Here is a 24,911-nt window from a genome sequence, read left to right on the forward strand (position 1 = left end):
ATGAAGACTCAAATAAGACATTATATGCTTTTCCTGGCAGCTGCTTTTATGCTGGCTTCGTGTGAGAAAGTCGACCTCAAAGACGGCCGTGTACTGGACAAAGGGCTGATGAATTTCTCTATCGCGATACCAGGACAATCTATCCAATATGCTGCTACGGTAGCTGGCCCTTACAAAGATGGAGATACTATTTATGTGAAAGTTCCAACCAGCGAAGATGAACCTCTGGATGTAACGCAGCTAAAACCACAGGCGAGTCTGGAAAATAATGCGCATGTGGAGCCGGCCCTTACCGGGATCGTCGACTTTTCGCAACCTCTGGCTATCACTGTGACAGACGGAGAGGGGGCCCGTAAACATTTTTATGTAAAGGTTTTGCCTGCACTTCCCAGGACGGCATTTAAGAGGAACTGGTTTAAGCTTGCTTCAGATCTTAACATCAGAAGGACGAATATTCCTGGTCTTACAGTTGTGGGAGACCATCTGTTGATCGCTGACTTTAATGCGGGCAATACAGCCGTTACGGACGGTGTAAAGGTCTACAACCGCCTGACAGGTGAATTTGTAAAAGATATAGCGCCTCCCACTACTTTCTGTATGCAGGTGATAGCGGATGACGGCGGGCATTTTGCTGTCAACCGTTATAATATCTACAGCGCAGGGTTTGTGGTTTACTACTACGAAGATATCAGCAGCACGCCGCGACAGATCCTCAATTTTACTGCCGCGCAGGGATGCCCCGTCAATCTTGGCCGTAAAATGACGATCAAAGGAAATCTGAAACAAGGAAAAGCTTATATATACGCTACAACAAATGGAAATAATGACATCTACTACTGGGAGTTCCAGGACGGCACAGTAGTCAATCAGGCGCCTTCTATTATAAAATACGCTTCCGCGCCGGCATGGACCTTTGCCACAGTGGCCAGGGAGTCACTGGATGCCAACTCTGATCACTATATTACTTTTTGTAATTACGTTTCTCCCGACGCTAATCTGAGTAACGGAAGCCGTTTTTCAAAGTTTAATAAGGATATGGACGTGGCTGAAATGGCTGCCCAGAACCACTATTATAAGATACTGGACTTCAAAATATTTGAAATTAAAGGCACCCGGTTTATGGCTGCTCTGACCCAGGGATATTATGCATGGGACGCTAGTCACATTAAGGTTTACGATATCTCTGATCCCGGCAAAATGAAGTTGCTTCCGGGAATGGAAGGCTATACTGATTTCATGCTTTTCCAAAGTGAAGCGTATGGCGGAACCAATTATAACCGCTGGGGGGATATTGCAGTTTCTGTAAATGGAAATGTGATCGATATGTATGCAAGTATGGCAACAAATGCCCTCACCACTTCCGGGGTGATGTCGTACCGTATGAAATTTAATCCCTGAAATTAACCTGTTTAATGATTCTTTCCCGGTCCTGAAATGGACCGGGATGCTATTTTATTGCATGAAAAATAGATATTTATTGCTGGTTTTTGTATTGGTATTCAATGGTTTAATGGGATTCGCACAGGGGATTTCTGAGATTCCGAATGCTCCGGAAAAGGGCTCGTGGACAATGGTGCTGCTGCCCGATCCTCAGGGTTATACCAAGTTTAAACGTAACCAGCCTTTACTTGATATCCTTTTTAATTGGATTGAAACAAATAAGGAACGGCTGAACATTCGCCTGGTGTTATGTACAGGCGACCTCGTAGAGCAGAATTTTGTCCCGGAGCCCGATGTCCGCAACGGAGATCAGACCAGTTATGAACAATGGCAGGTCATTTCGGCGGCATTTAAACGTTTGGATAATAAGCTCCCTTATGTTTTATGTACCGGCAACCATGATTATGGTACCAACCATACCGAAAACCGGTACAGCCAGTTTAATAGTTTCTTTCCGCCTGATCGTAATCCTTTAAACAAGACAATGCTGGTGGGCATGGCTCCCAATGCGCAGGGAGTAAAAACACTGGAAAATGCGTGCTATGAGTTTGTTGCACCATCCGGACGCAAGATGCTGATCTTTTCGCTGGAATATTTTCCGAGGAAATCTGTCGTAAGCTGGGCTACCCGCATCGCGCTGCAACCAAGGTACCGGTACCATACCGGAGTGATTCTTACTCACAGTTATATGCACTCTTCTACCAGGGGAAACCGGTTGACGGATGAAAACGATGGACTTCCTGGTTTTTCAGATATTACGACCGGCCGCAGACTATGGGAAAATTTTATAAGCAGCGTGCCAAATATCCGGATGGTATTCTGCGGTCATGTAGTGGATGAACCTACTCATCAGGGGCACACTGGTTTCCGTGAAGATAAAAATGCTTATGGAAGCCCTGTTCAGCAAATGCTCTTTAATGCTCAGAATGAAGGAGGAAACTGGCAGGGAAATGGCGGCAACACCTGGATCAGGCTGCTGGAGTTTTCAGCGGGCAACGAATTGGTAAACGTACGTACTGTTTCCCCGCTTTTTGCTGTTTCTCCGGAAACGATACATCTGGCTCAGCGCAAGGAGCCGTTCGACCAGTTTAGTTTTAAAGTTGCTGCTGATGCACGCGATACTGTTGTACTATCCGGAAAGGTACTGCCTTTTACCCTTTCTGATTACAAGATTCCGGTTTCTGTAAAAGGCAGTTTTATCGCTCAGATCAATCATCCTAAATCTCCTGCTGCTGCTGCGCGGATCATATCTGATACATCCGGACTGTTTGTTATAGCAGGGGGAAACCAACTGAAAATCAAGGCAGGAAGAGCTTTAAGTAAAGGATCGGCTAATGAATTTGAGATAAGCCTGAAATCGGGTCGGGATACAGCATCATTTATCCTTGTTAAGGATCAGTTTATCCGGAATAAAGTTGTGGCACATCGTGGCGCATGGAAAGATGCCGGAGTACCACAGAACTCGCTCAAGTCTGAGGAACTGGCGATAAAGTATGGATGCGAAGCAGCGGAATTTGATGTATGGCTCTCGGCTGACGGTGTTCCGGTGGTATCTCATGACGGCATCATTGGTAGCAGGAAGATTGAAGAAACCTCTGCAGAAGAACTTCAGCAGGTACCGCTTGGGGCCAATTGTTATGTTCCGACGCTCGAAGAATACTTGTTAAGTATCCGTGGGCAAAACAAAACCCGCTTGTTCCTCGAGATCAAAACTTCGGAAAAGGGACAGGAACGTTGCCTGGAGCTCACCCGCAAGGTCGTGGCGATGGTTCAGCGGATGAAGGTGCAGGCATGGGTAGATTATATCAGTTTTAATTACGGTATTCTGCAGGAGATTATAAAACTGGATCCTTCCGCGAAAACGGCTTATCTATGGGGAGACCGTACTCCTGCAATCGTTAAAAGCGACGGTCTGAGCGGCCTTGATTATCCTTATGAACATTACAGGAAGAATCCATCGTGGATGGAAGAGGCTCGTCAGCTTCAGCTTAGCATTAACAGCTGGACTATAAATCAGGAGGACAGAATGGTTGAATTGCTTGATCAGCAAGTAGATCTTATTACCACAGATGAGCCGCTTATGCTTCTCCGGCTCCTGGAACGCAGAGCGGAAGCAACGGTGAAAAAGGACATAAAACGAATAAAAGAATAAACTAACTAACATTCAAATGAAAATTACAGGCACTTTTTTGGATGAGATCAGCATCGATATTCCCCACCAGAACTGGGGACGCGCGGAGTGGGATGCTGATTTCTCGCACATGAAATCAGTCGGAATTGATTCCGTTTACCTGATACGAAGCGGCTTGCACCGCTTTATCAGTTACCCTTCAAAAGTTTTAATTAAAGAGGAGGGGTGTTACGAGCCGCCGGTAGACCTGGTGCAACTGTTTCTTGAGCTGGCTGAAAAACATGGGATGAAATTTTACTTCGGCCTGTACGACTCGGGAAAGTACTGGGCAAACAACCAGTTTCAGAAGGAGATCGACCTGAATATGAAGGTCATTGATGAAGTATGGAAGAAGTACGGACATTTTAAATCGTTCAAAGGCTGGTACTTATCACAGGAGATCAGTCGCCGGACAGGCGGGATTATCGACCTGTATGCCAAGCTGGGAAAGCATTGTAAAGATATTTCCGGTAATCTTCCCACATTCATTTCGCCCTGGATTGACGGAAAGAAAACGGTTCAGTCTTTTTCATCTACTCTTACCAAAGAAGATGCGGTGACACTGAAACAACATGAAGAGGAATGGGACGAGATCTTTGATGGTATCAGTAAATTCGTTGACGCGGTAGCTTTCCAGGACGGACATGTCGAATTTCATGAACTCGACGGTTTTTTCGAGATTAATAAACGCCTGGCGCGTAAGTACAACATGGAGTGCTGGACGAATGCGGAAACATTCGACCGCGATATGCCGATCAAATATCTTCCTATCAAGTTCGAAAAACTCCGCATGAAACTCGAGGCGGCCCGGCGGGCTGGTTTCGACAAGGCTATCACCTTTGAATTCTCACATTTTTTAAGCCCTCAGTCTGCCTATCTGCAGGCCGGTCATTTATTCGACAGATACAAGGAATATATTAAAAGACTATAATATGAAAGATCTTAGCAGTTATGCTGCGCTGTACGCCGGCAGCCTGATGGATGATGTTTTGCCTTTTTGGCTGAAGAATTCTCCTGACAAAGAGTACGGAGGATATTTTACATGCCTCGACCGGGAAGGCCGGGTGTTTGATACCGATAAGTTTGTATGGTTGCAGGCGCGCCAGGTATGGACATTTTCTATGCTCTGGAATCAGCTGGAGAAGAAACAGGAATGGCTTGACTGCGCTCTTCACGGGGCACGGTTCCTGGAAAAATCAGGACGTGATGCAAAAGGTGACTGGTATTTTTCGCTCACCCGGGAGGGAAAACCTATTGTTCAGCCTTATAACATTTTTTCCGATTGTTTCGCAACCATGGCGTTTGCCCAGTTATACAAGGCGACGAATGATAAGGGATATTGTGATATTGCAGCCGATACCTTTCACCGCATTCTCACAAGGGCTGAAAATCCTAAAGGGCAGTATTCAAAAGCTTTTCCCGGAACACGGCCGCTCAGGTCGTTTTCGTTGCCGATGATCCTCTCAAACCTGGTTCTCGAAATTGAACATATATTGGAGCCTCGGCTGGTTGAACAGACGATCGCCGGAGGGATCAGTACGGTCATGGACACGTTCTATCAGCCTGCGTCGGGTTTGATTCTCGAAAGCGTCAATCCCGACGGAAGTTTCAGTGACACCTTTGAAGGGCGCCTTGTTAACCCTGGTCATGTCCTTGAAGCCATGTGGTTTATGATGGATCTGGCCGAACGGAGGAATGATATGGCACTGATCAGCAAAGCCCTGGAGATCTCATTCAATGCGCTTGAATACGGTTGGGATAAGGAGCACGGAGGAATATTTTATTTCCTTGATATCAAAGGTCATCCGCCCCAGCAGCTGGAATGGGATCAAAAGTTATGGTGGGTACATGCAGAGGCCATAGTATGCATGTTGAAGGGGTACCGCCATACTGGTGACGCACGTTGTCTTTATTGGTTTGAAAGGCTGCATGACTATACCTGGGAACGTTTCAGGGACGCCGAAAAAGGGGAGTGGTTTGGTTATCTTAACAGACAGGGGGAAGTGTTATTGCCCCTGAAGGGTGGAAAATGGAAAGGCTGTTTTCATGTACCGCGTGCGCTGTATCAGGGCTGGAAAACGCTCGAACTCATCCTTGAAAAGGAAGACAGAAGCATAAAAGCATATTAACATGGCAAATATTCCTTTGCAGAATGTTGCATCACCGGAGGAAGCTTCCGGAGATGGCAGGAATTATACCCCTGCGCTTATGTCACTTGCGGTGCTCTACTTCATGATGGGCTTGCTTACATGTCTGAATGATACACTGGTGCCATTTTTTAAAAAGGGGTTTACGTTGAGTTATGCCGAATCATCGCTGGTGCAGTTTTATTTTTTTCTCACGTATGCCGTGATGTCTGTCCCGGCTGGTAAAATAGTGGAGAGGATCGGTTATAAGAACGGCATGGTAGCTGGTTTTTCAATTGCCGCCCTGGGCGCTTTGTTGTTTTACCCGGCTTCGGTTATCCATCAGTATTACCTCTTCCTGGCGGCTTTGTTTGTGCTTGCTGTTGGAATTGTACTGTTGCAGGTTGCCGCCAATCCTTATATCACGATTCTGGGGCCGGCACAAACCGCATCATCCCGTTTAACGCTTATCCAGGGGATAGGATCCCTGGGCACCACCGCGGCGCCGGTGTTTGGTGCTCATTTTATCCTTTCCCGCCTCGACGTTACCGGGTCATCGAGTGCTGCGGTCCGTTATCCTTATCTGGGAATCGCACTGGTCTTGCTGGTTATCGCCTTCGCTGTAAAAAGTTTGTCGCTGCCGCGTCTCAAGTCAGGTGGAACAGGCGGACGGGAACAGGAGGTTAATGTGCGGAATGTTCTGAAATTCAGAAATCTGAAGTTTGGAATCGCCGGATTGTTCTTTTATGTAGGAGCCGAGGTGGCAGTGGGAACCTTTCTTACCAACTATATCAGCGAAAAGCTTCATATCGGCGAATCAGAAGCGAACGGATATGTCGCCTTCTACTGGGGCGGCATGATGGCCGGGCGGTTTCTCGGTTCATGGCTGCTGAAGTTTCTCCGCCCGCAGGCTGTTCTATGCTGCTGTACCTGTGCAGCTATGGCCCTGATCCTGTTGTCTGTCAACTCGGGTAGTATAATTGCAGTATGGACTATGATTGGCGTCGGACTGTGCAATTCTGTTATGTTTGCCATCATTTTCTCTCTCGCCATTAATGGATTAGGAGAGTACTCCACGCTTGGCTCGGGAATGCTTTCCACGGCTATTGCAGGCGGAGCCGTCATTTCCTATCTCCAGGGATACCTGATCGATCATTACTCGTGGCAGTTATCATTTACGCTTCCTGTGATATGTTATGGCTATATCCTGTTCTATGCCGTTAATGGCTATAAGGCGAAATCAAAAGAGGCAGCAGATTTGTCACCGGCATTTATTAAAACTGAATTATGAAAAGAAGAAGTTTTCTAAAACATACCGGGCTGGCAGCGGGATCGCTTGCTGTTCCGGCGATACTCTATCAGATGCTCTCAGATAAAGAAAAAGCACGCGGCCAAAAACGCCTGGTAATGATTTATCTTCAGGGGGGGAATGACGGGTGGAATACACTTGTTCCCTGCAATAATGAGCTTTACTATAGATCGCGTCCGTCCCTTGCCCTGCAGCGCAGCGAGCTAATTCCTTTAAACGATCATTACGGTCTCAACCCGGCTTTGAAAGAACTCGCCCTGCTTCACGCAAAAGGCCGGGTATTGTTTCTGAATAAACTTGGACATTCCCTACAGGAGTCCTCTCATTACGAAGCCTTCCGGATATGGCACCGTTCGGACAACGAAAACGGCGATACCTGGCTTGCCCCCGGAAACAGTCAGCATGAAGATAAATTTCCCGTCCGGGTCTTTAATGGAGACCAGGGCAAACACCTGGCTTCCAGCTCTCCGTTTATACCAGATTATACAGCTTGTACGAGTGGTGATTTTTCCGAAGGACTTTCGCGGATATCAGAGGCAATCCGTTCAGGATCCGATGCGAATGTCTTTCATATTTCCCTTGACGGATTTGACACCCATCAATTTCAAAGCCAAAGACAAGGTGCTCTCCTGAGTACATACAGCAGCGCTGTCAGTGCTTTTGTATCAGATATAGAGGCCATCGGGCAGATGGACAACACCGTCATTTTAACCTATTCAGAATTTGGCCGGTCTCTGAAGGAGAATAGCAGGCGCGGTACCGATCATGGCAACGTGGGGTGTGCATGGCTGATAGGATCACGTCTTAATGTAAAGGGAATTTTGCATCCTTCGGCCGGAACGGACGATGAGGCCAGAATAAATGCGGCAGGATTACCTGAACAAATATTTCGATCATGGTGCTTTGACGACCCCGGTCAATGCCAGTTCCTTACAAATCGAAATATTTTTATCTGATTGATAATTTTAGTTTGATAGATATTGTAATATAAAGTATAATGAGAATCATTCAACTCTACTTTTTTGTATTCTTACTTCCTTTCAGCCTGCTTGCATGCAGGCATACCAGAACAGCTGATTCGCAGGAAAACGAGATACCTGCTACAGATACCGTATCTCTTAAATACAGGGCCCTTCACGGAGCTACCATGCAGATTGATCCAACATTTCCTTATTACAGGAACCGTTCGGTGGAAAGCATTGCAGAGGAGGTGGAGCTCGCCGGATATCATGCTGTTCATTATTTTGTAGTGAACGAGAACGAGGTAAACCGGGAGCTTATAGAAGCCTTTCATAAAAGGAATATGCCGGTATGGCTGATGGTGGTGGGAAATGGCACCTATTCAACTAAAGGTCTTCCCGTCGGCTGGGAGAACTGGAAAATGGAAATGACGAAAGAAGCCAACGGCGGCAGCTTTACATTTTTTTCACTTTTTAATAAAGAATTTACCGAATGGAAAAAGAAGGCCCTGGTAAAGCTTGTGAAGGACTACCCTTTCGATGGAGTGGAAATGGCCGAAACCTATTTCCCGGAATGGGATGCGATCCGAACCGGACGCTATGGCGATGTCGGTCCTGTAGCCCGCAAAGCTTTTAAAGACCAATACAACGCCGAAATGCCTGATTTTACAAATCCCGGTGCTGTTAATTACTACACCAAAATTCCGGATATATATACCAAATGGATCCAGTTCAGGGTAGATGGTGTTACCAATTTTCAAAATGAGATATACAACGGTAAAGGAGGGGTTCGTGAAGCCCGGCCGGATATCCTGGTAGCAACCTGGAGCCTCGGAGTAAATGTCGGTCCGGCTTCCGTAGAAAAACTTCGTGAAGACCATGGCCTGGATGCACCAGCGATAGTGGAGCAGGTAAAACCGGACATTCATTTCATCCAAACCCACTGGCCTGACTGGGTAAAACCCGAAAGCGACCTACCGGCGGATTATATGAAGACGTACCAGGTATTCACCGACCCCATCCGGGCAAAATTTCCGAAACTTCCGCTGGGTTTTCAGGCCGATCAGGGTTCTGCAAAGAACATGATCAAATCATCCTTCTGGGTGAAAATGTTTAATAAAGAAGTCCCCCGGTACGGATATGATACCTGGACCTCTTATGAATATCATCTTGGCGGATATATCTACAACGATACTCCAAAACCTCTCCGGGCGGTTAAACAGGGGAATAATATGATTGTGGTGTCTTTTAATAAAAGGATAGACGAAGTAAGTGGTATGAAAACCGGAAATTTTGTGCTTTACAGGGATGGAAAGGAGGAAGCCGGTGCCATTAAATCTATAAAAGTGGATGGAAACAGGGCGCTTATCAGTCTCAGCAGCGGGTTGAGCGGGTTTGCATACAGCATAGGCGCAAATAACATTTCGGATACCCCTTCTTTGCGTTTATATAAAGATACACCTGTAAACAAGATGGACCGGGAAATAAGAGTTGACGTTCAATAGCCGGGCGATGAGATATTTCCTGTTTCATCTTGCAGCATTTGCTTTGTTTCCGTTTGCTTTACAGGCACAAGTTGATTCATCGTACAACACTACTTATTACCAGCAGAAGGTGAGCCAGTACCGGATGTTCCGAAGTGAGGATAATAAAGCTCCTGTCATGTTTCTTGGCGACAGCATCACCGATATTGCTGAGTGGAATGAGATTTTTGGTATAAGTGGAATCCTTAACAGAGGCATCAGTGCTGATAACACTTTCGGTGTGCTGCACCGGCTTGACGACGTTATCCGGCGCAGACCGGTGGCATTATATCTTATGATAGGCATTAACGATATTTCACATGACGTGCCTGATTCAATTATTATCAGGAACTACAGGAACATTATTAAAGCTATCCGTTCCGGGTCGCCGGCAACAAGGATCTATGTTCAAAGTATCCTTCCCACCAATAATGAGTTTATTGAATTTAAGAGGCATCAGGATAAGCTTGAGCACATCCGGGAAGTTAATAAAGCCCTTAAAGCTGGTGAGAAAGAAGGACTTTATGCTTACGTTGATCTCTATGGATATTTTACGGACAGGCAGGGTAAACTTGACCGGAAATACACCAATGACGGCCTGCATCTGACCGCGGCCGGATACGCCCTATGGAAGAGCTGCCTTATAAATGGAAAATATTTCAGGTAAAAGTATTGATTATGTAGAATAAGTTAGTGTTTTGATTATGAGAAATCTAAATAAGATATTTTGCCTTTTTACATGTCTCCGGCTGATGGGCGGCGGTTTAGATGCAAAAGCCTCCCCAGGCAAGATTATGATTATTCCTAAGCCGGCCGAGGTAGTTGAGTTAAAAGGATCTTTCCTGTTAAGTGAAAGAGTACCTCTGGTTTTATCTTCAAATGACACCTTGCTTCGGAAAACAGCATATGTTTTTCTGGAGCAGCTTGACTCCCTTACCGGCTTACGCCTTAGCATACCAACGCGTCCCGGAAACCGCTCTCTTATGCTTTTACTCAATAGAACTTTCGATTCTGCTATCGGAAAGGAAGGATATAAACTCACTGTCAGGCCTGAAGGCATTGTCATAAATGCAAATGAGGCAGCAGGGATCTTTTATGGACTGCAAACGCTGCTTCAAATTATCCCGATTGAGATGTGTGCCCAAAAAGGAGGGAGATAGGAAATTATGATCCCTGCTGTGAAAATAACAGATTATCCCCGCTTTGGCTACCGGGGTTTGATGCTGGACGTAAGCCGTCATTTCTTTACTAAGGAAGAGGTGAAGCGCTACATTGACCAGATGGTACAGTACAAATACAATGTTTTTCACTGGCATCTCACGGATGATCATGGCTGGCGGCTGGAAATAAAAAGCATGCCGCGGCTTACACAGACAGGTGCATGGCGCGTGCCGAGAACTGGCCCGTGGGGAAGCTTTAGCGGATCTGAGCCCGGTGAAAAGCCAGCGTATGGAGGGTATTACACTCAAAATGATATACGGGAAGTAGTTCAGTACGCTGCGGACCGATTCGTCAGGATTGTTCCTGAAATAGATGTTCCGGCCCACAGCCTCGCTTTGATTGCATCTTATCCGCATTTATCCTGTACAGGACAACAATACGAAGTGAGTCCCGGAACGGATTTTTACAGAAAAGAAGATAATGCACTCTGTCCGGGCAATGATTCCTCTTACATCGTGATGGAGAAAATACTTGGAGAAGCAGCTGTCCTCTTTCCCGGGGAATACCTGCATATTGGCGGTGATGAAGCCTATAAAGGTTTCTGGGAGAAGTGCGGTAAATGCAAGGTCCTGATGGAGAAGGAGCACCTTCCTAACAGTATAGCCTTACAAAGCTATTTTATCAAAAGAATGGCCCGGATAGTGGCGTCTAAAGGCAAGAAGATGATCGGCTGGGATGAGATCCTTGAAGGAGGCTCCCTTTCATCCGATATAGCTGTTATGTCGCGCTACGGAGCTGCAGGAACCAGAGATGCAACAGGAAGAGGACACGCCACTGTTGTTACTCCATGGGGGTATGCTTACTGGGACTTATATCAGGGTGATCCCGCCCTGGAGCCCCTCACTTACGGAAAGGGGCGGCTGCGGGCTACTTATCATTACGATATCCTTCCTGATTCTGTCGATAAAGAGAAAGTAATGGGAGGGCAGGGGTGTCTCTGGACGGAATTTGTTCCTACCTTCCGCCATGCTGAATATATGACCTGGCCGCGTTCCTTTGCACTATCTGAAATCTTATGGTCGCAAAAAGATAGAAAGAACTGGTCTGATTTCGTCGGGCGAACGGAAATGCATTTGAAACGGCTGGATTATCAGTCCGTTAACTATGCTAAAAGCCTTTATGATCCCTATGTAGAGGCCAGCCGTGGGAAATTGGAAGAGTTGCAGGTTACACTTAAATGTGAGTTAGACGATGCCGAAATCTACTATACGCTGGATGAAACACACCCCGACCACTTCAGCACCAGATATACCGGCGGATATCTGAAGTTTCCGAAAGGTGTTGCACGCATTAAAGCGGTTACTTACCGGAAAGGTAAACCGTTAGGAAGAATACTGAACGTTACGTTGAAGGAGCTTGAGAAAAGGATTGCTAACCAGGAAGGCTGAAAGTAGAAATGAGATAATAATTGCTTATAAATTTTAATAGTTCGTATTTTAAAAGCTAAGTAAGCAATTAACTTTGTTTCATGAAATCTCTAAGAAAAATTTTAACAATTGCTGTTGTTTCCCTGGTCTTTGCTGCACCAGGTTTTGCACAGGGAATCAAAACCCCTGCGCCCAGTCCAACTCAATCCATCAGCCAGGATTTTGCTTTGTCGAACATTTCCGTCAGCTATTCCAGGCCTGCAATGAAAGGCAGAACAATCTTCGGCGATCTTGTGCCTTATGGTGAGGTTTGGAGGACAGGCGCAAATTCTCCTACAAAAATTAAGTTTGGTGAAGACGTTACTGTTAACGGAAAGGCAGTGTCGGCCGGTGAGTATGCCTTATACTCTATCCCCGGTAATGACCAGTGGACCTTTATCCTGAGTAAAAAGCTTACGCTCTGGGGATCTATAGGATATTCCGAGGCCGATGACCTGGTGAGGTTTACAGCGGTTCCTCAGCATTTACCTTTTGACATTGAGAATTTTACAATTCTCTTTGCCAATCAGACTGCTAATAGCATCGACGTTCAATTGCTTTGGGCCAATGTGATGGTTGGATTCAATGTTAAAGCTGATATAGATCAAAAGATACTTGCTTCAATAGAAACAGCGATGCAGGGTGAAAAGAAGCCTTACTTCCAGGCTGCAAGCTGGTATTATGAAAAAGGTCTTGATTTGGATAAGGCGCTTAGCTGGGTAAACGAAGCTGTTAAAGCTCAGCCTGATGCTTACTATATCGAACACCTGAAAGCGAAGATCCAGTTAAAGAAAGGCGACAAGAAGGGAGCAATAGCGTCGGCCAACAGTTCCATGAAAAAGGCGGAAGCTCAGAAGAACCCTGATTATGTAGCTTTGAACAAGAAACTGATTGCTGAGGCCGGTAAATAACCACCAGGTTGTTGTGCGGGTTACTGCCAATAACACACCACTTAAGTAAGTGAGGATTACATCCCATTTATTTAAGTGGTATTTATGAATATTCTTTCAGCAATTGACGATACTTCATCAATATATTGGATTTGGAGATGAATCCAAGGAAGCGCCCGTCAGCATCAGTGACCGGTAAGTTCCATGCACCCGATTCATCAAACATCCTGATAATGCTGACAACGTCTTTTTCTGTGTCTATCACAGTTGATGGCATCTTAGTCAGTTCCCTTATCGTTAAGCTTTGAATTGCTTCCGGATTGAACATATATGGCCGCAGGTCATCGAGACTTATTGTTCCTTCAAGGTGTCCTTCCTGATCAATTACGGCTATTACATTTCTTCGTCCATTCTTTATCAGCTGGAGCAGCTCGGAGAATGAGGCTGAAGATGATATTTTCTGGAACTCTCTTTCAATGAGATTTGATGTGTTTAAAAGTGAAAGAAGGTTTTTATCATGCTCTTTTGTGAAAATTTTTCCTTTCCTGGCCATTTCTTCAAGGTCGGGTGCTATGGGCGAAAACCACCTGGCCATAAGATAGGAAATCACTGTAACAATCATAAGGGGAATGAAAAGGTCATATCCCTCGCTTGATTCGGCAATGAGGAATACGGCTGTTAAAGGAGCATACATCACCCCGCTCATCACTCCGGCCATTCCTGCCAGTACGAGATTTGAAGATGGAACATTCTCCAACCCCAGTTGTGTGCATATGCTGGCAAAAAAGAATCCGAGCATTCCGCCGGCAAACAGTGAGGGAGCAAAGTTGCCTCCGTTACCTCCTGATTGGATGGTTATTCCTGTTGCAAATACTTTAAGAAGACATACCAGGCCGAGGAAGGCAATAACAATCCATTCGTTGTAGTTGATATATCCTAAAAAGCTATTATCGAGAACTTTGCTTATTTGCCCGTTCGTGATATCCTTAATGGTTTGATAACCTTCTCCAAAAAGAGGTGGGAGTAAAAGACACAGCAGCGAAAGAAGGGCACCGCCAATCATCGCCTTTTGCATTTTCGAAACCCTGAGCGATTTGAATAAATGCTCTATCCAGGAGGAAATCACAACAAAATAACGTGCATATAATCCACTTGCAATTCCCAGAACTACATAGAAAAGAGTATTGGCATAGTTAAACTCGTTTCTTGCTTTAAAATGAAACAGTATATCTTCGTTCAAAATTATCTTTGAAAGAAGACTACCGCATACAGCAGCCACTACAAGAGGAATAAAGTCAGAAAATACCACACCTGTAAGCAACACTTCAAATGCAAACATCACACCAGCAATAGGTGCGTTGAACGCGGATGCAATGCCCGCAGTTGCACCGGCCGCGAGCAGGAGCGTCCTGTTTCGGTAGTCGAGGTTATATCTCCTGGCGAAGTTAGAACCAATGGCGGAACCCGTTACCGCTATGGGACTTTCAAGTCCGGCCGATCCGCCAAGTCCTACAGTCACAGCGCTCTGGATGATCTGAGAGTACATTTTCACAGATGATACAAGGCTGGAATTCTGAGCTATTTCATATAGAATGGCGGGAATTCCTTTGCGGTCCTGGCCTTTGAAGAAGAGAATCACGATCGCCGTTGTAAGTACTATTCCGAGGAAGGGAAATACTAAATAGAAGAAGATCTGATCTTTAAAATGAACCTTTCCGTGAATGATGTAATGGATGTAAGCGACAAGTGATTTCAAAAGAACTCCGGCAAGTCCGGCAGTAATACCCACAAGTATTCCTGAAAATATAAGAAATTGGTTCCTGGAGAGTTTGCTCTTTAGCCAATGGATAAATATCTCAAAGCTTCGTGCTTTTTTTATCCCGTACTTTGTGAAATCCCTTTTAAACCGCAGGAAGCTGTGATATTTCTTTATAGTATTAAATTTCTCCAATAGTTGAAACAGTTTGAATTGTTATGTTGATGCAGGTCTGATGGCAGAAACGCATGACTTTTGATTTGCAAACTTAGATAAATTGGCTTTACATACAAAGTATAATGAGTGAATGTCGTTGTCACACTGAATGATATGAGCTTGTCTTCCGGATAGCGGTCCAGGGAGATCCCCAAATTTGGCAGAGGAGATAAGGTATTCAGAAGATGGTTAACATTCCACCCTGTCAGAATGTTAACCACCAGTTCTTTATACTGCAGCATTGGATTCGCTCACAGCAATTTCTGTTAACAGAACGTCTGTGTTTTTTTCCTCTTCCAGGTTAGCAGCTAACAGCTCTCCGGCCTCTGTATGTTCCATCAGTTTAGCGTATGTAACCAGGCATCCGTAGCTCGCAATTTCGTAGTGCTCTACCTTCTGAGCGGCGGAGATAAGTGCAGCATCAAGCACTGCTTTATCCTCGAAGCTTTCAATGATTTCTTCTGCTTCTTCCAGCAATCCCTCCATTGCTTTACACTTTTTTGCTCTTGCAGTTAGACCCAGCGATTGAAAGGCTTTCTTTAAGCGCTCAATCTGCCCTTCAGTTTCATTGTAGTGTGTTTCAAAAGCTGTTTTTAATGTCTCACTGCCTGCGCTTGAAGCCATTTTCTTCAGGCCTTTTAATAATTGTTTTTCTGCTCCCAGGATATCCCGCAACTCGTCAACAAAAAGTTCGTGAAGATGTGCGTTGGGCATGCTCTGTTCTTGATTTGTAGTTGCCATATTTTAAATGTTTTTCAAATAGTTTAATTACAATACAAGAAGTAGAAAAGAAAGTTTCTGATTTTTTATATTGACACCTCTGGATGGTTCGCAGTCTCGATTTCTCAGACTTCTTGTGCAAGCTGTGTGTGGGGCGATATATGCTGGAAATGACTATGTATAGCTATTGATTATTCTTGATAATAGATTTATATTTAGTATAAAAAAATAATGTCATATCAGATTTTTACCCTCGTTGAATTTGAGCGATGGCTGGCAGGACAGAAGGTGTCCCGACTGATTAAATTGATCCAAAATCACCATACATGGAAACCCAATTATAAGAGCTTTGCTATATCAGACGGGCTATCCCTGCTTAAGTCGATGGAAAATGCACACCTCGAGAGAGGTTTCAGTGCGATCGCACAACAATTTACTACTTTCCCTGACGGTACTATTGGCACCGGGCGTCCATTGGATATGATGCCTGCGGGGATTAAAGGAGCCAACCGGAATGGAATTTGCATGGAACATGTCGGAAACTTCGATACCGGCGGGGATCAAATGAACCAAACTCACCGGAATACGATCATCAAGCTCAATGCCTTGCTTTGCCGAAAATTCAGTCTGGTTCCTTCAGATACTACCATTGTTTACCACCACTGGTATGATTTGAATACCGGAGAGCGAACCAAAGGTGCTGGTACCACCAAGACATGCCCTGGTACCAATTTTTTCGGCGGTAACACAGTAGGTGATTTTCAGCGTAACTTTTTGCCTCTGGTAGTGGATCAAATAAAGAATCAGGATACTGCAGAGCCGGTTAGTTTCAAGTTCGCAGCACAGGTAACTGCGGAAAAGCTTAACGTTAGAAATGCGAATAGCCTGAATGCTCCTATAGTGGCAAAGCTCACGAAAGGGACAGAAGTGAGAGTTTTTGGCGAAAACGATGGGTGGTATGCTATCAACGCCAGTTACAGCCGCTGGGTAAAAAAAGAGTATGTAAAACCTACATCTTAATCCTCAGCCTTCTTTAAAAAAGCCGCTATTTTATTATAAAATGCCCTTGTTTCAAAGGGTTTCAGAATAACCCCGTTCATACCTGCGGCGAGAAGGAGTTCTTCGTCATTCTTCATGATACTCGCTGTTAATGCAAGGACCGGAATATGGCATACAGACCCTTCCATCTGTCTTATCTGGCGGACAGCCTCGTTGCCATCCATTTCGGGCATGTGAATGTCCATTAACACCAGATCGTAAGCATTGCCAGTGATCTTTTCTAATGCCTGCCGTCCATTTTCTGCGAAATCAACGGTGATCCTCCAGTTCTTAAGTATTTTCTCTGCCAAAAGCCTGTTAATAGCATTGTCGTCTACTACCAATACATGTCCCTGTAAGGGTTCGCCGAAATGATCATCTACAGGAGGTTCTTCAGTTGTTTTAGGGAAACTGACCTGGAAACTGAATTCACTTCCCTTTCCAAAAACGCTTTTGACGTTGATAGACGATTGGTGAAGTTCTACCAGTTTTTTTGTAATAGCCAGTCCCAGACCTGTACCTCCGTATTTACGGGATGTGTGGAGTTCTGCCTGGGCATAAGCATCAAAAATTGAATCGAGCTTATCCCCGGGAATTCCAATTCCGGTATCGGCAATACTAAAGCGGATGGTAGCTGAGTCGGCGGTTTCCTCTTCCAGCACCAGGCTCAATTTAACAAGTCCCTTTTCGGTGAATTTTACAGCGTTTCCCAGTATATTCATCAGGATCTGGTAAAGCCGGGTAGGATCGCATTTGTAGTAGCCGTTGATCTTAGGATCAATTTCCGTTATGATATCCAGCCCCGGTTTAACTGCTTTAATCCGGATAGACTGGACTGTGTTCACTGCCAGTTTCCTGAGATCGGCAGGTATTGATTCTAATTTGATATTCCCGGTTTCTACTTTGGTAAAATCGAGGACGTCATTAATCAGGGCCAGCAGATTGCGCGCAGAGAATTCCAGAATATTCAAGTGCTCCCTCTGCCGCTTGGGAGAATCTTCCCTTTGGATGATCCGGGAGATTCCGACTACGGCATTCAGGGGAGTCCGCATTTCATGACTCATGACAGAGAGGAAAAGTTCCTTCGACCGGCTCAGTTCAATAGCCTCCTCCCTGGTTTTGATCAATTGCGCTTCTGCTTCCTTTCGGATGGTGATATCAACTAAAATTCCGATCTGGCTCTCTATGTTGCCTTCAGGGTCGCGTAACATATTGTTGGACATGAAAATCCAGACTGACTCTCCGTCTTTTCGTCGGATAACGACCTCTACCTCGTAGTTTTTACCCGCTTCAACCCGTTGCCTGGCAAATTGTATAACAGAGGGATCTGTTTCTTCACTTATCAGACGGTCGCCAAATATCTGTCCTTTTAGTTCGCCAAGTTCATAGCCGAGTATTTTTTCGGATTCTTCGTTCATCCAGATCACTTCTCCATTTCCGTTTCGTAAAATAACTCCGGCGGGAGATTTTTCAACTGCAGTTGAGAGGATCCGCAGACGGGCTTCTGTTTCTTTCCGTTCTGTTATATCACGGCCGTTAATCAGCCATTTCTCCTGGTATAGTCTGTCGGACCATTCGAACCACCGTTGCTCGCCGTTTTTGGTTACAACTTTAGTTTCAAGGATGAAGCGGTTTTCTCCCCTGGAAACCCGCTCATAAATATCCGGCATTACTCTTTCACGCTCTTCAGGGGCGGAGAAGTTCCATATATTTTCACCAATGATCTCACTGGGCTTATATCCAAGAAGGTCTTCCACGATATCATTACAATAGAGGATGATACCCTGAGGATCTGTGACACAATGAAGCTCGCTTGAATTATTAAAGAGCGACAGGAACCGTTTTTCGTTTTCGAGTAACTCTTTAAGCTGCTGGTTCTTTTTTCGTAATTCCAGGTGAGACATTACCTCATTAGCCAGTATTTGTAAAGCCTCAATTTGTTTTTCACTAAGTTTCCTTGCTGAATAATCTGTAACGCATAGTGCGCCAATTTTATATCCGTCTGTCGTAGTAAGTGGTGCTCCTGCATAGAAATGAAATGGGGAAGCCTGCAGGTACTTATTCCCGCAAAAGCGTTTATCCTTGTGAAAATCTTCAGTCTGCAACACAGCGGGGCTCCCTATGGTGTATTGACACATGGTTTGGTCCCTGGGTATTTCGCTCAGCTCAATTCCTTTTCGCGCCTTTACCCAAAGGCGTTCATGATCAAGAAATGAGATCAATGAAACAGGAGTATCACATATATAAGAGGCGAGGGACGTGATGGCATCAAACTGCGGTTCTGATGGGGTATCCAGGATATTATATGAATTTAGTGCATTTATCCTGGATCTTTCTAGATCGTTCTTATCGTACATTCTGCTATTCTTCATAGTAGTAGTATTGCAAATAGAACGAAAAATGCCGAAAAAGCGGATAACTGGTTTAAAAAAAATCTACGCGCATAAAAAAGCCCCGTCACGATGGGCGTGAACAGGGCACCTAAACCTTATCATCACAAATATAGAAATAACCAGGTGAATCATGCAAGCTTTTTTGAAAAAAAATATCTGCGTTTTTTTTGAAAATATCCGGTTGTAATATAATCACTAAATTGCTGATAGTCACGACCGCTGTCCCGATAGAACCAACAAGCTTTCACCTGCTTTTGCTCTTTGTTTTGGGCCGGCTTTACTGGACCTGCGATGGGAGAAAGCGCGATACCAGAGAGAGGGTAGAAAAGCTAAAATACGTTTTCGTATAAAGTGTCAATTATTTCGCGCCAGTCACCCCCGTTGACAATATCTCCATTGCATATAAAAACTACTCCTTTCTTGCTAGCCGGGCTAAAGGAAATGAAGGACGACACACCGTTAGCCTTTCCTGTATGCATATACAGAATCAGTCCCTTCCGGGTCGCATACAGGAACCACGTATGGAACCCAAGATTGAACTCGTCCGGAGTAAGTGTTTGAATTGCATCGGAATTAAATACTTGTTTGCCTTTCCATTCCCCCTGCTTCGTCCAGGCGATGAGGAAATGGGCAAATTGTTCAGCACTGGTATGTAAACTTCCCGCCGGGTAATCTGGGAAACCGCCATAACCCCAGGGTTGATATCGTTGCAAAGAATCAGAATAACTATAAGGCATTGCAACTTTAGAAGAATCGATTTCGCGGAGGAACCAACCGGTGTGGTTCATTTCGAGCGGTTGAAATATCTTGGTTCTGCAATATATTTCGAATGCCTGACCGGTAATTCGTTCTGCCAGGTAGCCCAGCAGGGCAATCCCCATATTGGAATAATTAGCTTTTGCCCCCGGCCGGTATTCGTAGAAATTGTGATCCTTGTCGTAATGCTTTCCTACTGGCGAAAAATAGCCCTTAACAAATGCTTTAAGAGAAATAGCGGGATCTCCATGATTGCTATCCCAAAATTGCCCCAGATAATCTGTATTATCATCAATAGATGAACGATGCCGCAGCAACTGCCTGAACGTTATCGGAATGTTGGGATAGCGGGGATTGGCCACTTTAAAATCAAGATATTTGTTTATATCATCATCCATCTTGAATTTTCCTTCTCCAAGGAGCTGCATCATAGCTGCTGCTGTTATTGTTTTAGAAGTGGATGCTGCTTCGAATATAGTTTGATCATTCACCGGTATTCTTTTCTCCAAATTTTGATATCCATAGTAGCCCGTCCACACGATATTTCCATCATAAATAGCGGCTGCTTCAAAACCTGGAATATGGAATTTTTCCATTGCTTTGATGATTAAAGAATCTACCGCCCGCTTTTGAGCATTGGTTGGTGATATCAATATGAAAACCAACAGGAACAATGAAGGGCAGATCTTTTTCATCATCATTTGTACGTTTATTGAATTACCGTTGAAAATAGATTTTTATTAGCACTAGTGAAAGTATTTTAACACTATTTTTTACCTTTTTCGGATTTGACTGTTATCTTTATACAATGCTTATTACCACCAGATAAACACAGATTATATGAAGAAAATATGGGCTACAGTCTTTATCCTGTTCCTGACTACCGCTTTATATTCCCAACAGGCCTTATGGGGAAATCAGGATATCACTTCTCCTGAAATAAACTCAGACGGCACAGTTACTTTCCGCATTCAGGCACCGGAAGTTGGTAAGGTTCAGATCACCGGAGATTTCCTGCCTTCACAGAAAGCGGACACTCCTTTTGGTCCGTCAGACGCCCCGGGAGTTGCGGACCTGGTTAAGGGTGATAAGGGCATCTGGGAGTATAAAACCCCGGTGCCGCTGGCTCCCGAGCTTTACAGTTATTCTTTTATCATTGACGGACTTAAGACCACCGACCCGAATAATGTTTATATGATCAGGGATGTAGCTTCTGTTACAAATGTTTTCCTGATAAGGGGCGGCAGGGCTGATCTTTATAAAGTAAACCAGGTACCTCATGGAACTGTATCCCGGAGATGGTATTCCAGCCCGAAGCTGAACATGGAACGCCGCTTAACTATCTACACACCTCCTGGTTACGAGAATAGCAGTAAGCGATACCCTGTATTTTATCTCCTGCATGGTATGGGCGGAGATGAGGAAGCGTGGATTGCTCTGGGACGTACGGCCCAGATCCTTGACAACCTGATAGCGAAGGGGAAAGCAGAGCCCATGATTGTGGTGATGACGAATGGTAATGTGTCGCAGGAAGCCGCACCCGGGGAATCATCTTTGGGGTTTTACAAGCCAACAATGCAGTTACCCAAAACCATGGAAGGCTCTATGGAACAAAGTTTTCCTGATGTAGTATCGTTTGTTGATCATGATTATCGCACGCTTAAGAGTAAGCAGGGAAGGGCTATCGCCGGTTTGTCGATGGGCGGTTATCATGCCCTTCATATTTCGAAAGAATACCCGGATATGTTCGATTATATAGGTCTTTTTTCGGCGGCTATTATGCCGGATAAAAGAGTTTCATCCCCGGTCTATCAGAATATGGATGAAAAGCTGAAAGTGCAGTTTAGTAAAAAGCCCAAATTATACTGGATTGCGATCGGCAAAACGGATTTTCTTTACAAAGCGAATGAAGACTACCGGAAACTGCTGGATGAGAGAAGGTATCCGTATGTATACCGCGAATCGGAGGGAGGGCATATCTGGCGAAACTGGAGAATCTATCTGACTGAGTTCGCTCCTTTATTATTCAGGTAAGAATTGGGAGGAGTCATATTATTAAGCGTGATCAAGCAATCTGAATATTCAGAAACAAATCTCGTGATTATAACACCTGCAAGTTTTTACAGGAAAAGGCGCCACGTCATTTTACGGATGATCTTTAGGCAATCTGCGAATTTTTTAAAAACGTCGTTGTGGGGTTTGACCTCAGGTGACAAGTTTTACCCGATAAAATAAGATTAGTGAATAACCTGATTTGTCAAGACGCGCTAAGAACTTTCTCAAACGCTTTTCTCGCCGCACCCCTGAAATAGACTTCGCCGCAATAAACATATCCCATTTTTTCAAAGATCTTCAGCATCGCACCGTTATCAAAATTAGTATCCGCTTTAACGCTGAATATATGACGGTCTTTTGCAAATTCCTCAATCGCTCCGAGGATCGTTTTTGCCAGGCCCTTTCCAAGATGGCTTTCCGCCACTGCAATTCTATGGAATACAACGAAGTCTCCATTCGTCAGCCATTGTCCTTCGATATCGGCATAGGCCGGTTCGTCGTTAATGAATATTGCACAATAACCAGCAATTATATCTCCTTCTGTCAGGACGAATCCTGCATCTTTTTTAATGTCATTCTCTATAACAGCTGGATTGGGATAACCGTCCTGCCATTGATTGCTGCCGTCTTCTTTACGACGGCGTATCGCATGCTGCAGGATTTCCCAAATTTCTGCTACATCCTCAATATGTGCTTTTCTAAAACTATATTCCATTTAAACTTAATATGGGCCGATAATGCCGATAGTGCACAGTGCAGTTGTTTCTTCACTGCAAAGGCTCATAAGCAATAATGTAAAAATAGGCAAATAACTTCAATAGCTATATTGACATAGCTATTATGGCTGTATTAGGAGCAATGTCAATATTGAATTTTCATTAAGTAATGGGTCCTGACCCAACCCTTGTCTGCCCGTTTATTAGAAAATTTAAGAACCAAATAGCCCGGTCTGGTGTTTAATGACCGTACTAAAAAATATTTGCATGCTATTAGGGTCCACCAATTCCCGTCAACAAAATGGAAATGAAGAAGCATTGATTATTCAGCTGATGACTCAAAAACGATATGCTGAAGCTTATATTCTACTAAAAAACGAATCTCCGGGCGAACCTTCAACCCAATACAACCTGGCATTGTGCCATTACAGCGCTGGTAATTATCAGGAAGCACTTATCTGCCTGGATAATGCGCTGCGGGCTTTATCCCCGGGGAATTATCCAGGCAAGGCTCCTGCGGATCAATTTTATCATGTTATCCGTCAGATGCAAAATCAAACAAACGATCATCTTGAGGGAATTACAAAAAAATACGTTACACTTTTCAGGGATCTTGTGCTCGATCACGTTATACGACTGCAAACGGATTGCTGGCTGAAGTCAGGTAACTTTCCTAAAGTAGTTGAAACCGCGAAACCTCTTGAGCGCAAAAACTATAAAAACATTACCGAAGCCCTTCAATTAGCAACTAAATAATATTATTATGAATAACGACTTCAACCGGATCAGGGATGCGTATCAGCGCAATATGTTCGCGCATGGCAGCAATGAAGCGGATATCGACGCCCTCTATAAAGATTTATCTGATGTAAATATCGTCAATGAAAATGATGAAAGCCTGTTCCACCTGGCTGCCCGTTTTACAGACACCGCTGGTATTCAGTTCCTGAAAGATGCCGGGCTCAAACCCGGGACCGATAAATATGGCAACACCCCTTTGCATGCCCTGACGACCACGCGCTTCGACATAAGTAACCCTGATCAGAATGCTAAAGCAAAGAAGATCTATGATACTGCTAAACTGCTTTTAGATCTGGGAGTGAATCCAAAAAAGAAAAATGATTCGGGAAAGCTGGCCTACATTGAATCGGGATTGCTTTACATGTATCCATTCCTGGAAGCAATGGGCGATGCTGGTGTAAAAATGGATGCTACAGCCGAAGAAGGCAAGAATCTGCTGCACCTGATTTGTGATAAGCTGGTTCATCGCAAAAGCTTACCCGGCGCCATAGAAGCTGCAACGAAAACAGTTCGGGTACTGCTCGAAAAGAGCGGGATAGACCCTGAAGATAAAGATATCTTTAATACAACGCCGCTAACCTATGCACAGCGAAGTGGGGTGAAAGAAATTGCAGCTCTGATATCCGGGGATGAAAATGACACGATAACCGGCGGCATGAATATCCATGAAGCTGTACTTAACCGGGATACGGCAGCCGTAGAGTCTTTAATTAAAACAGGTGCTGATTTGAATGAGTTGTCTGATCACTACCACCGCACCCCCCTGATGCTGGCTTGCGAATATCCTTCAGCCCCTATGGTTCGTTTACTGGCTAACGGTGGCGCAAATGTTAATTTTCGTGCCGGCAGTGGTGAGACTGCGGTGTTTTACCTACTCACAAAAGCAGTGAGCAACTTTGGCAGGGGAATGAGTAGAGATCTGAAGGATATCAGGCTTATGCTGCAGATCCTGATAGAACATGGACTGGATCTGAACGCTCCGGCGAACAATAACAGCGATACGGCTTTGAACCTGGTTTGTCAGGCCGGCTACCTGGCAGATCTGAATACGGCACTTGCTGAAGAACTTATTGAAGCAGGCTGTGATATAGACATGCCTAACACTCAGGGTAAGACGCCTTTGATGTCGTTCTCTGAACGCGGAAATGAAAATCAATATAACATAGCGGAACTTTTGACAGATCATAATGCTGATGCCAGCCGCGCTGACGGGAACGGGAATACCGCGTTAATGTATGCGGCTGCAAACCCGGATAAAATGTCTGCTAAAAGAATTGCATCGCTGATTCTGGAAAAAGATCCTTCTACTGCCGGCCGCGTCAATAACGCAGGGCAAACAGCAATGGATCTGGCGGTGCGAAACGATAATGAAGCTGTGGTGAAGCTGCTGCTCGAAGCCATGGTTTAATGAAACTG

At 44.7% G+C, this 24,911-nt stretch carries 20 protein-coding genes; 15 read left to right on the forward strand and 5 right to left on the reverse strand.

All coding sequences use genetic code 11. From position 1 onward, the window contains the following. From DDR33_RS06715 to DDR33_RS06765, 11 genes are all read left to right on the forward strand, one after another. On the forward strand, positions 1-1,398 hold the full coding sequence (locus DDR33_RS06715; RefSeq protein ID WP_109415002.1) for a DUF5018 domain-containing protein: 1,398 nt from the start codon (positions 1-3) through the stop codon (positions 1,396-1,398). 61 nt (positions 1,399-1,459) lie between these two features. After that, positions 1,460-3,592: a glycerophosphodiester phosphodiesterase family protein gene (locus DDR33_RS06720; protein ID WP_158280655.1), complete on the forward strand. Its 2,133-nt coding sequence runs from the start codon at positions 1,460-1,462 to the stop codon at positions 3,590-3,592. Between the two features lie 16 nt (positions 3,593-3,608). Continuing rightward, complete coding sequence (locus tag DDR33_RS06725) at positions 3,609-4,541, forward strand: DUF4434 domain-containing protein (RefSeq protein ID WP_109415004.1); 933 nt, start codon at positions 3,609-3,611, stop codon at positions 4,539-4,541. A 1-nt stretch (position 4,542) separates the two neighbouring features. Next, entirely contained in the window at positions 4,543-5,739 is a 1,197-nt protein-coding gene (locus tag DDR33_RS06730) for an AGE family epimerase/isomerase (protein WP_109415005.1), read from the forward strand. A gap of 1 nt (position 5,740) precedes the next feature. Further along, the gene (locus tag DDR33_RS06735; protein ID WP_109415006.1) at positions 5,741-7,027 is read left to right on the forward strand and encodes a sugar MFS transporter; all 1,287 of its coding nucleotides are present in this window, start codon (positions 5,741-5,743) and stop codon (positions 7,025-7,027) included. Continuing rightward, the gene (locus DDR33_RS06740) at positions 7,024-8,001 is read left to right on the forward strand and encodes a DUF1501 domain-containing protein (RefSeq protein WP_109415007.1); all 978 of its coding nucleotides are present in this window, start codon (positions 7,024-7,026) and stop codon (positions 7,999-8,001) included. The genes DDR33_RS06735 and DDR33_RS06740 overlap by 4 nt, the downstream gene beginning before the upstream one ends. A gap of 41 nt (positions 8,002-8,042) precedes the next feature. Beyond that, a complete protein-coding gene (locus tag DDR33_RS06745) occupies positions 8,043-9,509 on the forward strand; it encodes an Mce/MlaD family protein (RefSeq protein ID WP_109415008.1) in 1,467 nt (488 codons plus the stop codon). A 7-nt stretch (positions 9,510-9,516) separates the two neighbouring features. Beyond that, complete coding sequence (locus DDR33_RS06750; protein WP_109415009.1) at positions 9,517-10,194, forward strand: GDSL-type esterase/lipase family protein; 678 nt, start codon at positions 9,517-9,519, stop codon at positions 10,192-10,194. A gap of 37 nt (positions 10,195-10,231) precedes the next feature. After that, entirely contained in the window at positions 10,232-10,687 is a 456-nt protein-coding gene (locus DDR33_RS06755) for a glycoside hydrolase family 20 zincin-like fold domain-containing protein (protein ID WP_109415010.1), read from the forward strand. Between the two features lie 18 nt (positions 10,688-10,705). After that, a complete protein-coding gene (locus tag DDR33_RS06760) occupies positions 10,706-12,136 on the forward strand; it encodes a family 20 glycosylhydrolase (protein WP_158280656.1) in 1,431 nt (476 codons plus the stop codon). 80 nt (positions 12,137-12,216) lie between these two features. Continuing rightward, positions 12,217-13,065 (forward strand): DUF2911 domain-containing protein, encoded by an 849-nt coding sequence (locus DDR33_RS06765; RefSeq protein WP_109415012.1) that lies wholly within the window; start codon positions 12,217-12,219, stop codon positions 13,063-13,065. Between the two features lie 82 nt (positions 13,066-13,147). On the opposite strand, the gene DDR33_RS06770 is transcribed toward DDR33_RS06765, so the two are convergent. Next, on the reverse strand, positions 13,148-14,995 hold the full coding sequence (locus tag DDR33_RS06770; protein ID WP_109415013.1) for a chloride channel protein: 1,848 nt from the start codon (positions 14,993-14,995) through the stop codon (positions 13,148-13,150). A 249-nt stretch (positions 14,996-15,244) separates the two neighbouring features. Then, the gene (locus tag DDR33_RS06780) at positions 15,245-15,757 is read right to left on the reverse strand and encodes a YciE/YciF ferroxidase family protein (protein ID WP_109415015.1); all 513 of its coding nucleotides are present in this window, start codon (positions 15,755-15,757) and stop codon (positions 15,245-15,247) included. A gap of 210 nt (positions 15,758-15,967) precedes the next feature. Between DDR33_RS06780 and DDR33_RS06785 the strand changes: the two genes are divergently transcribed. Then, positions 15,968-16,756, forward strand: coding sequence for an amidase (locus DDR33_RS06785; protein WP_158280657.1), 789 nt, complete (start codon positions 15,968-15,970; stop codon positions 16,754-16,756). On the opposite strand, the gene DDR33_RS06790 is transcribed toward DDR33_RS06785, so the two are convergent. Beyond that, positions 16,753-19,146: a PAS domain S-box protein gene (locus tag DDR33_RS06790; RefSeq protein ID WP_109415016.1), complete on the reverse strand. Its 2,394-nt coding sequence runs from the start codon at positions 19,144-19,146 to the stop codon at positions 16,753-16,755. The genes DDR33_RS06785 and DDR33_RS06790 overlap by 4 nt on opposite strands. A 350-nt stretch (positions 19,147-19,496) precedes the next feature. After that, the gene (locus DDR33_RS06795; protein WP_109415017.1) at positions 19,497-20,624 is read right to left on the reverse strand and encodes a serine hydrolase domain-containing protein; all 1,128 of its coding nucleotides are present in this window, start codon (positions 20,622-20,624) and stop codon (positions 19,497-19,499) included. Positions 20,625-20,763: 139 nt separating this feature from the next. Between DDR33_RS06795 and DDR33_RS06800 the strand changes: the two genes are divergently transcribed. Continuing rightward, positions 20,764-21,957: an esterase gene (locus DDR33_RS06800; protein ID WP_109415018.1), complete on the forward strand. Its 1,194-nt coding sequence runs from the start codon at positions 20,764-20,766 to the stop codon at positions 21,955-21,957. 223 nt (positions 21,958-22,180) lie between these two features. Here the strand turns inward: DDR33_RS06800 and DDR33_RS06805 are convergent, their stop codons facing one another. Continuing rightward, a complete protein-coding gene (locus DDR33_RS06805) occupies positions 22,181-22,693 on the reverse strand; it encodes a GNAT family N-acetyltransferase (RefSeq protein ID WP_109415019.1) in 513 nt (170 codons plus the stop codon). A gap of 268 nt (positions 22,694-22,961) precedes the next feature. Here DDR33_RS06805 and DDR33_RS06810 point away from each other — a divergent pair, with 268 nt between their 5' ends. Continuing rightward, entirely contained in the window at positions 22,962-23,450 is a 489-nt protein-coding gene (locus DDR33_RS06810; RefSeq protein ID WP_158280659.1) for a tetratricopeptide repeat protein, read from the forward strand. A 7-nt stretch (positions 23,451-23,457) separates the two neighbouring features. Next, positions 23,458-24,903: an ankyrin repeat domain-containing protein gene (locus DDR33_RS06815; protein ID WP_109415021.1), complete on the forward strand. Its 1,446-nt coding sequence runs from the start codon at positions 23,458-23,460 to the stop codon at positions 24,901-24,903. Positions 24,904-24,911: the final 8 nt, after the last annotated feature.

The organism is Pararcticibacter amylolyticus (assembly GCF_003130405.1).
GTDB lineage: Bacteria > Bacteroidota > Bacteroidia > Sphingobacteriales > Sphingobacteriaceae > Arcticibacter > Arcticibacter amylolyticus.

What these genes read in the sequence shown, in the direction of transcription:
- DDR33_RS06745 (WP_109415008.1), top strand. Translation starts at nt 8,043, where the DNA reads ATGAGAATCATTCAACTCTACTTTTTTGTATTCTTACTTCCTTTCAGC.
- DDR33_RS06730 (WP_109415005.1), top strand. Translation starts at nt 4,543, where the DNA reads ATGAAAGATCTTAGCAGTTATGCTGCGCTGTACGCCGGCAGCCTGATG.
- DDR33_RS06735 (WP_109415006.1), top strand. Translation starts at nt 5,741, where the DNA reads ATGGCAAATATTCCTTTGCAGAATGTTGCATCACCGGAGGAAGCTTCC.
- DDR33_RS06720 (WP_158280655.1), top strand. Translation starts at nt 1,460, where the DNA reads ATGAAAAATAGATATTTATTGCTGGTTTTTGTATTGGTATTCAATGGT.
- DDR33_RS06795 (WP_109415017.1), bottom strand. Translation starts at nt 20,624, where the DNA reads ATGATGATGAAAAAGATCTGCCCTTCATTGTTCCTGTTGGTTTTCATA.
- DDR33_RS06765 (WP_109415012.1), top strand. Translation starts at nt 12,217, where the DNA reads ATGAAATCTCTAAGAAAAATTTTAACAATTGCTGTTGTTTCCCTGGTC.
- DDR33_RS06780 (WP_109415015.1), bottom strand. Translation starts at nt 15,757, where the DNA reads ATGGCAACTACAAATCAAGAACAGAGCATGCCCAACGCACATCTTCAC.
- DDR33_RS06815 (WP_109415021.1), top strand. Translation starts at nt 23,458, where the DNA reads ATGAATAACGACTTCAACCGGATCAGGGATGCGTATCAGCGCAATATG.
- DDR33_RS06790 (WP_109415016.1), bottom strand. Translation starts at nt 19,146, where the DNA reads ATGAAGAATAGCAGAATGTACGATAAGAACGATCTAGAAAGATCCAGG.
- DDR33_RS06810 (WP_158280659.1), top strand. Translation starts at nt 22,962, where the DNA reads ATGCTATTAGGGTCCACCAATTCCCGTCAACAAAATGGAAATGAAGAA.
- DDR33_RS06755 (WP_109415010.1), top strand. Translation starts at nt 10,232, where the DNA reads ATGAGAAATCTAAATAAGATATTTTGCCTTTTTACATGTCTCCGGCTG.
- DDR33_RS06785 (WP_158280657.1), top strand. Translation starts at nt 15,968, where the DNA reads ATGTCATATCAGATTTTTACCCTCGTTGAATTTGAGCGATGGCTGGCA.
- DDR33_RS06715 (WP_109415002.1), top strand. Translation starts at nt 1, where the DNA reads ATGAAGACTCAAATAAGACATTATATGCTTTTCCTGGCAGCTGCTTTT.
- DDR33_RS06805 (WP_109415019.1), bottom strand. Translation starts at nt 22,693, where the DNA reads ATGGAATATAGTTTTAGAAAAGCACATATTGAGGATGTAGCAGAAATT.
- DDR33_RS06725 (WP_109415004.1), top strand. Translation starts at nt 3,609, where the DNA reads ATGAAAATTACAGGCACTTTTTTGGATGAGATCAGCATCGATATTCCC.
- DDR33_RS06740 (WP_109415007.1), top strand. Translation starts at nt 7,024, where the DNA reads ATGAAAAGAAGAAGTTTTCTAAAACATACCGGGCTGGCAGCGGGATCG.
- DDR33_RS06800 (WP_109415018.1), top strand. Translation starts at nt 20,764, where the DNA reads ATGAAGAAAATATGGGCTACAGTCTTTATCCTGTTCCTGACTACCGCT.
- DDR33_RS06750 (WP_109415009.1), top strand. Translation starts at nt 9,517, where the DNA reads ATGAGATATTTCCTGTTTCATCTTGCAGCATTTGCTTTGTTTCCGTTT.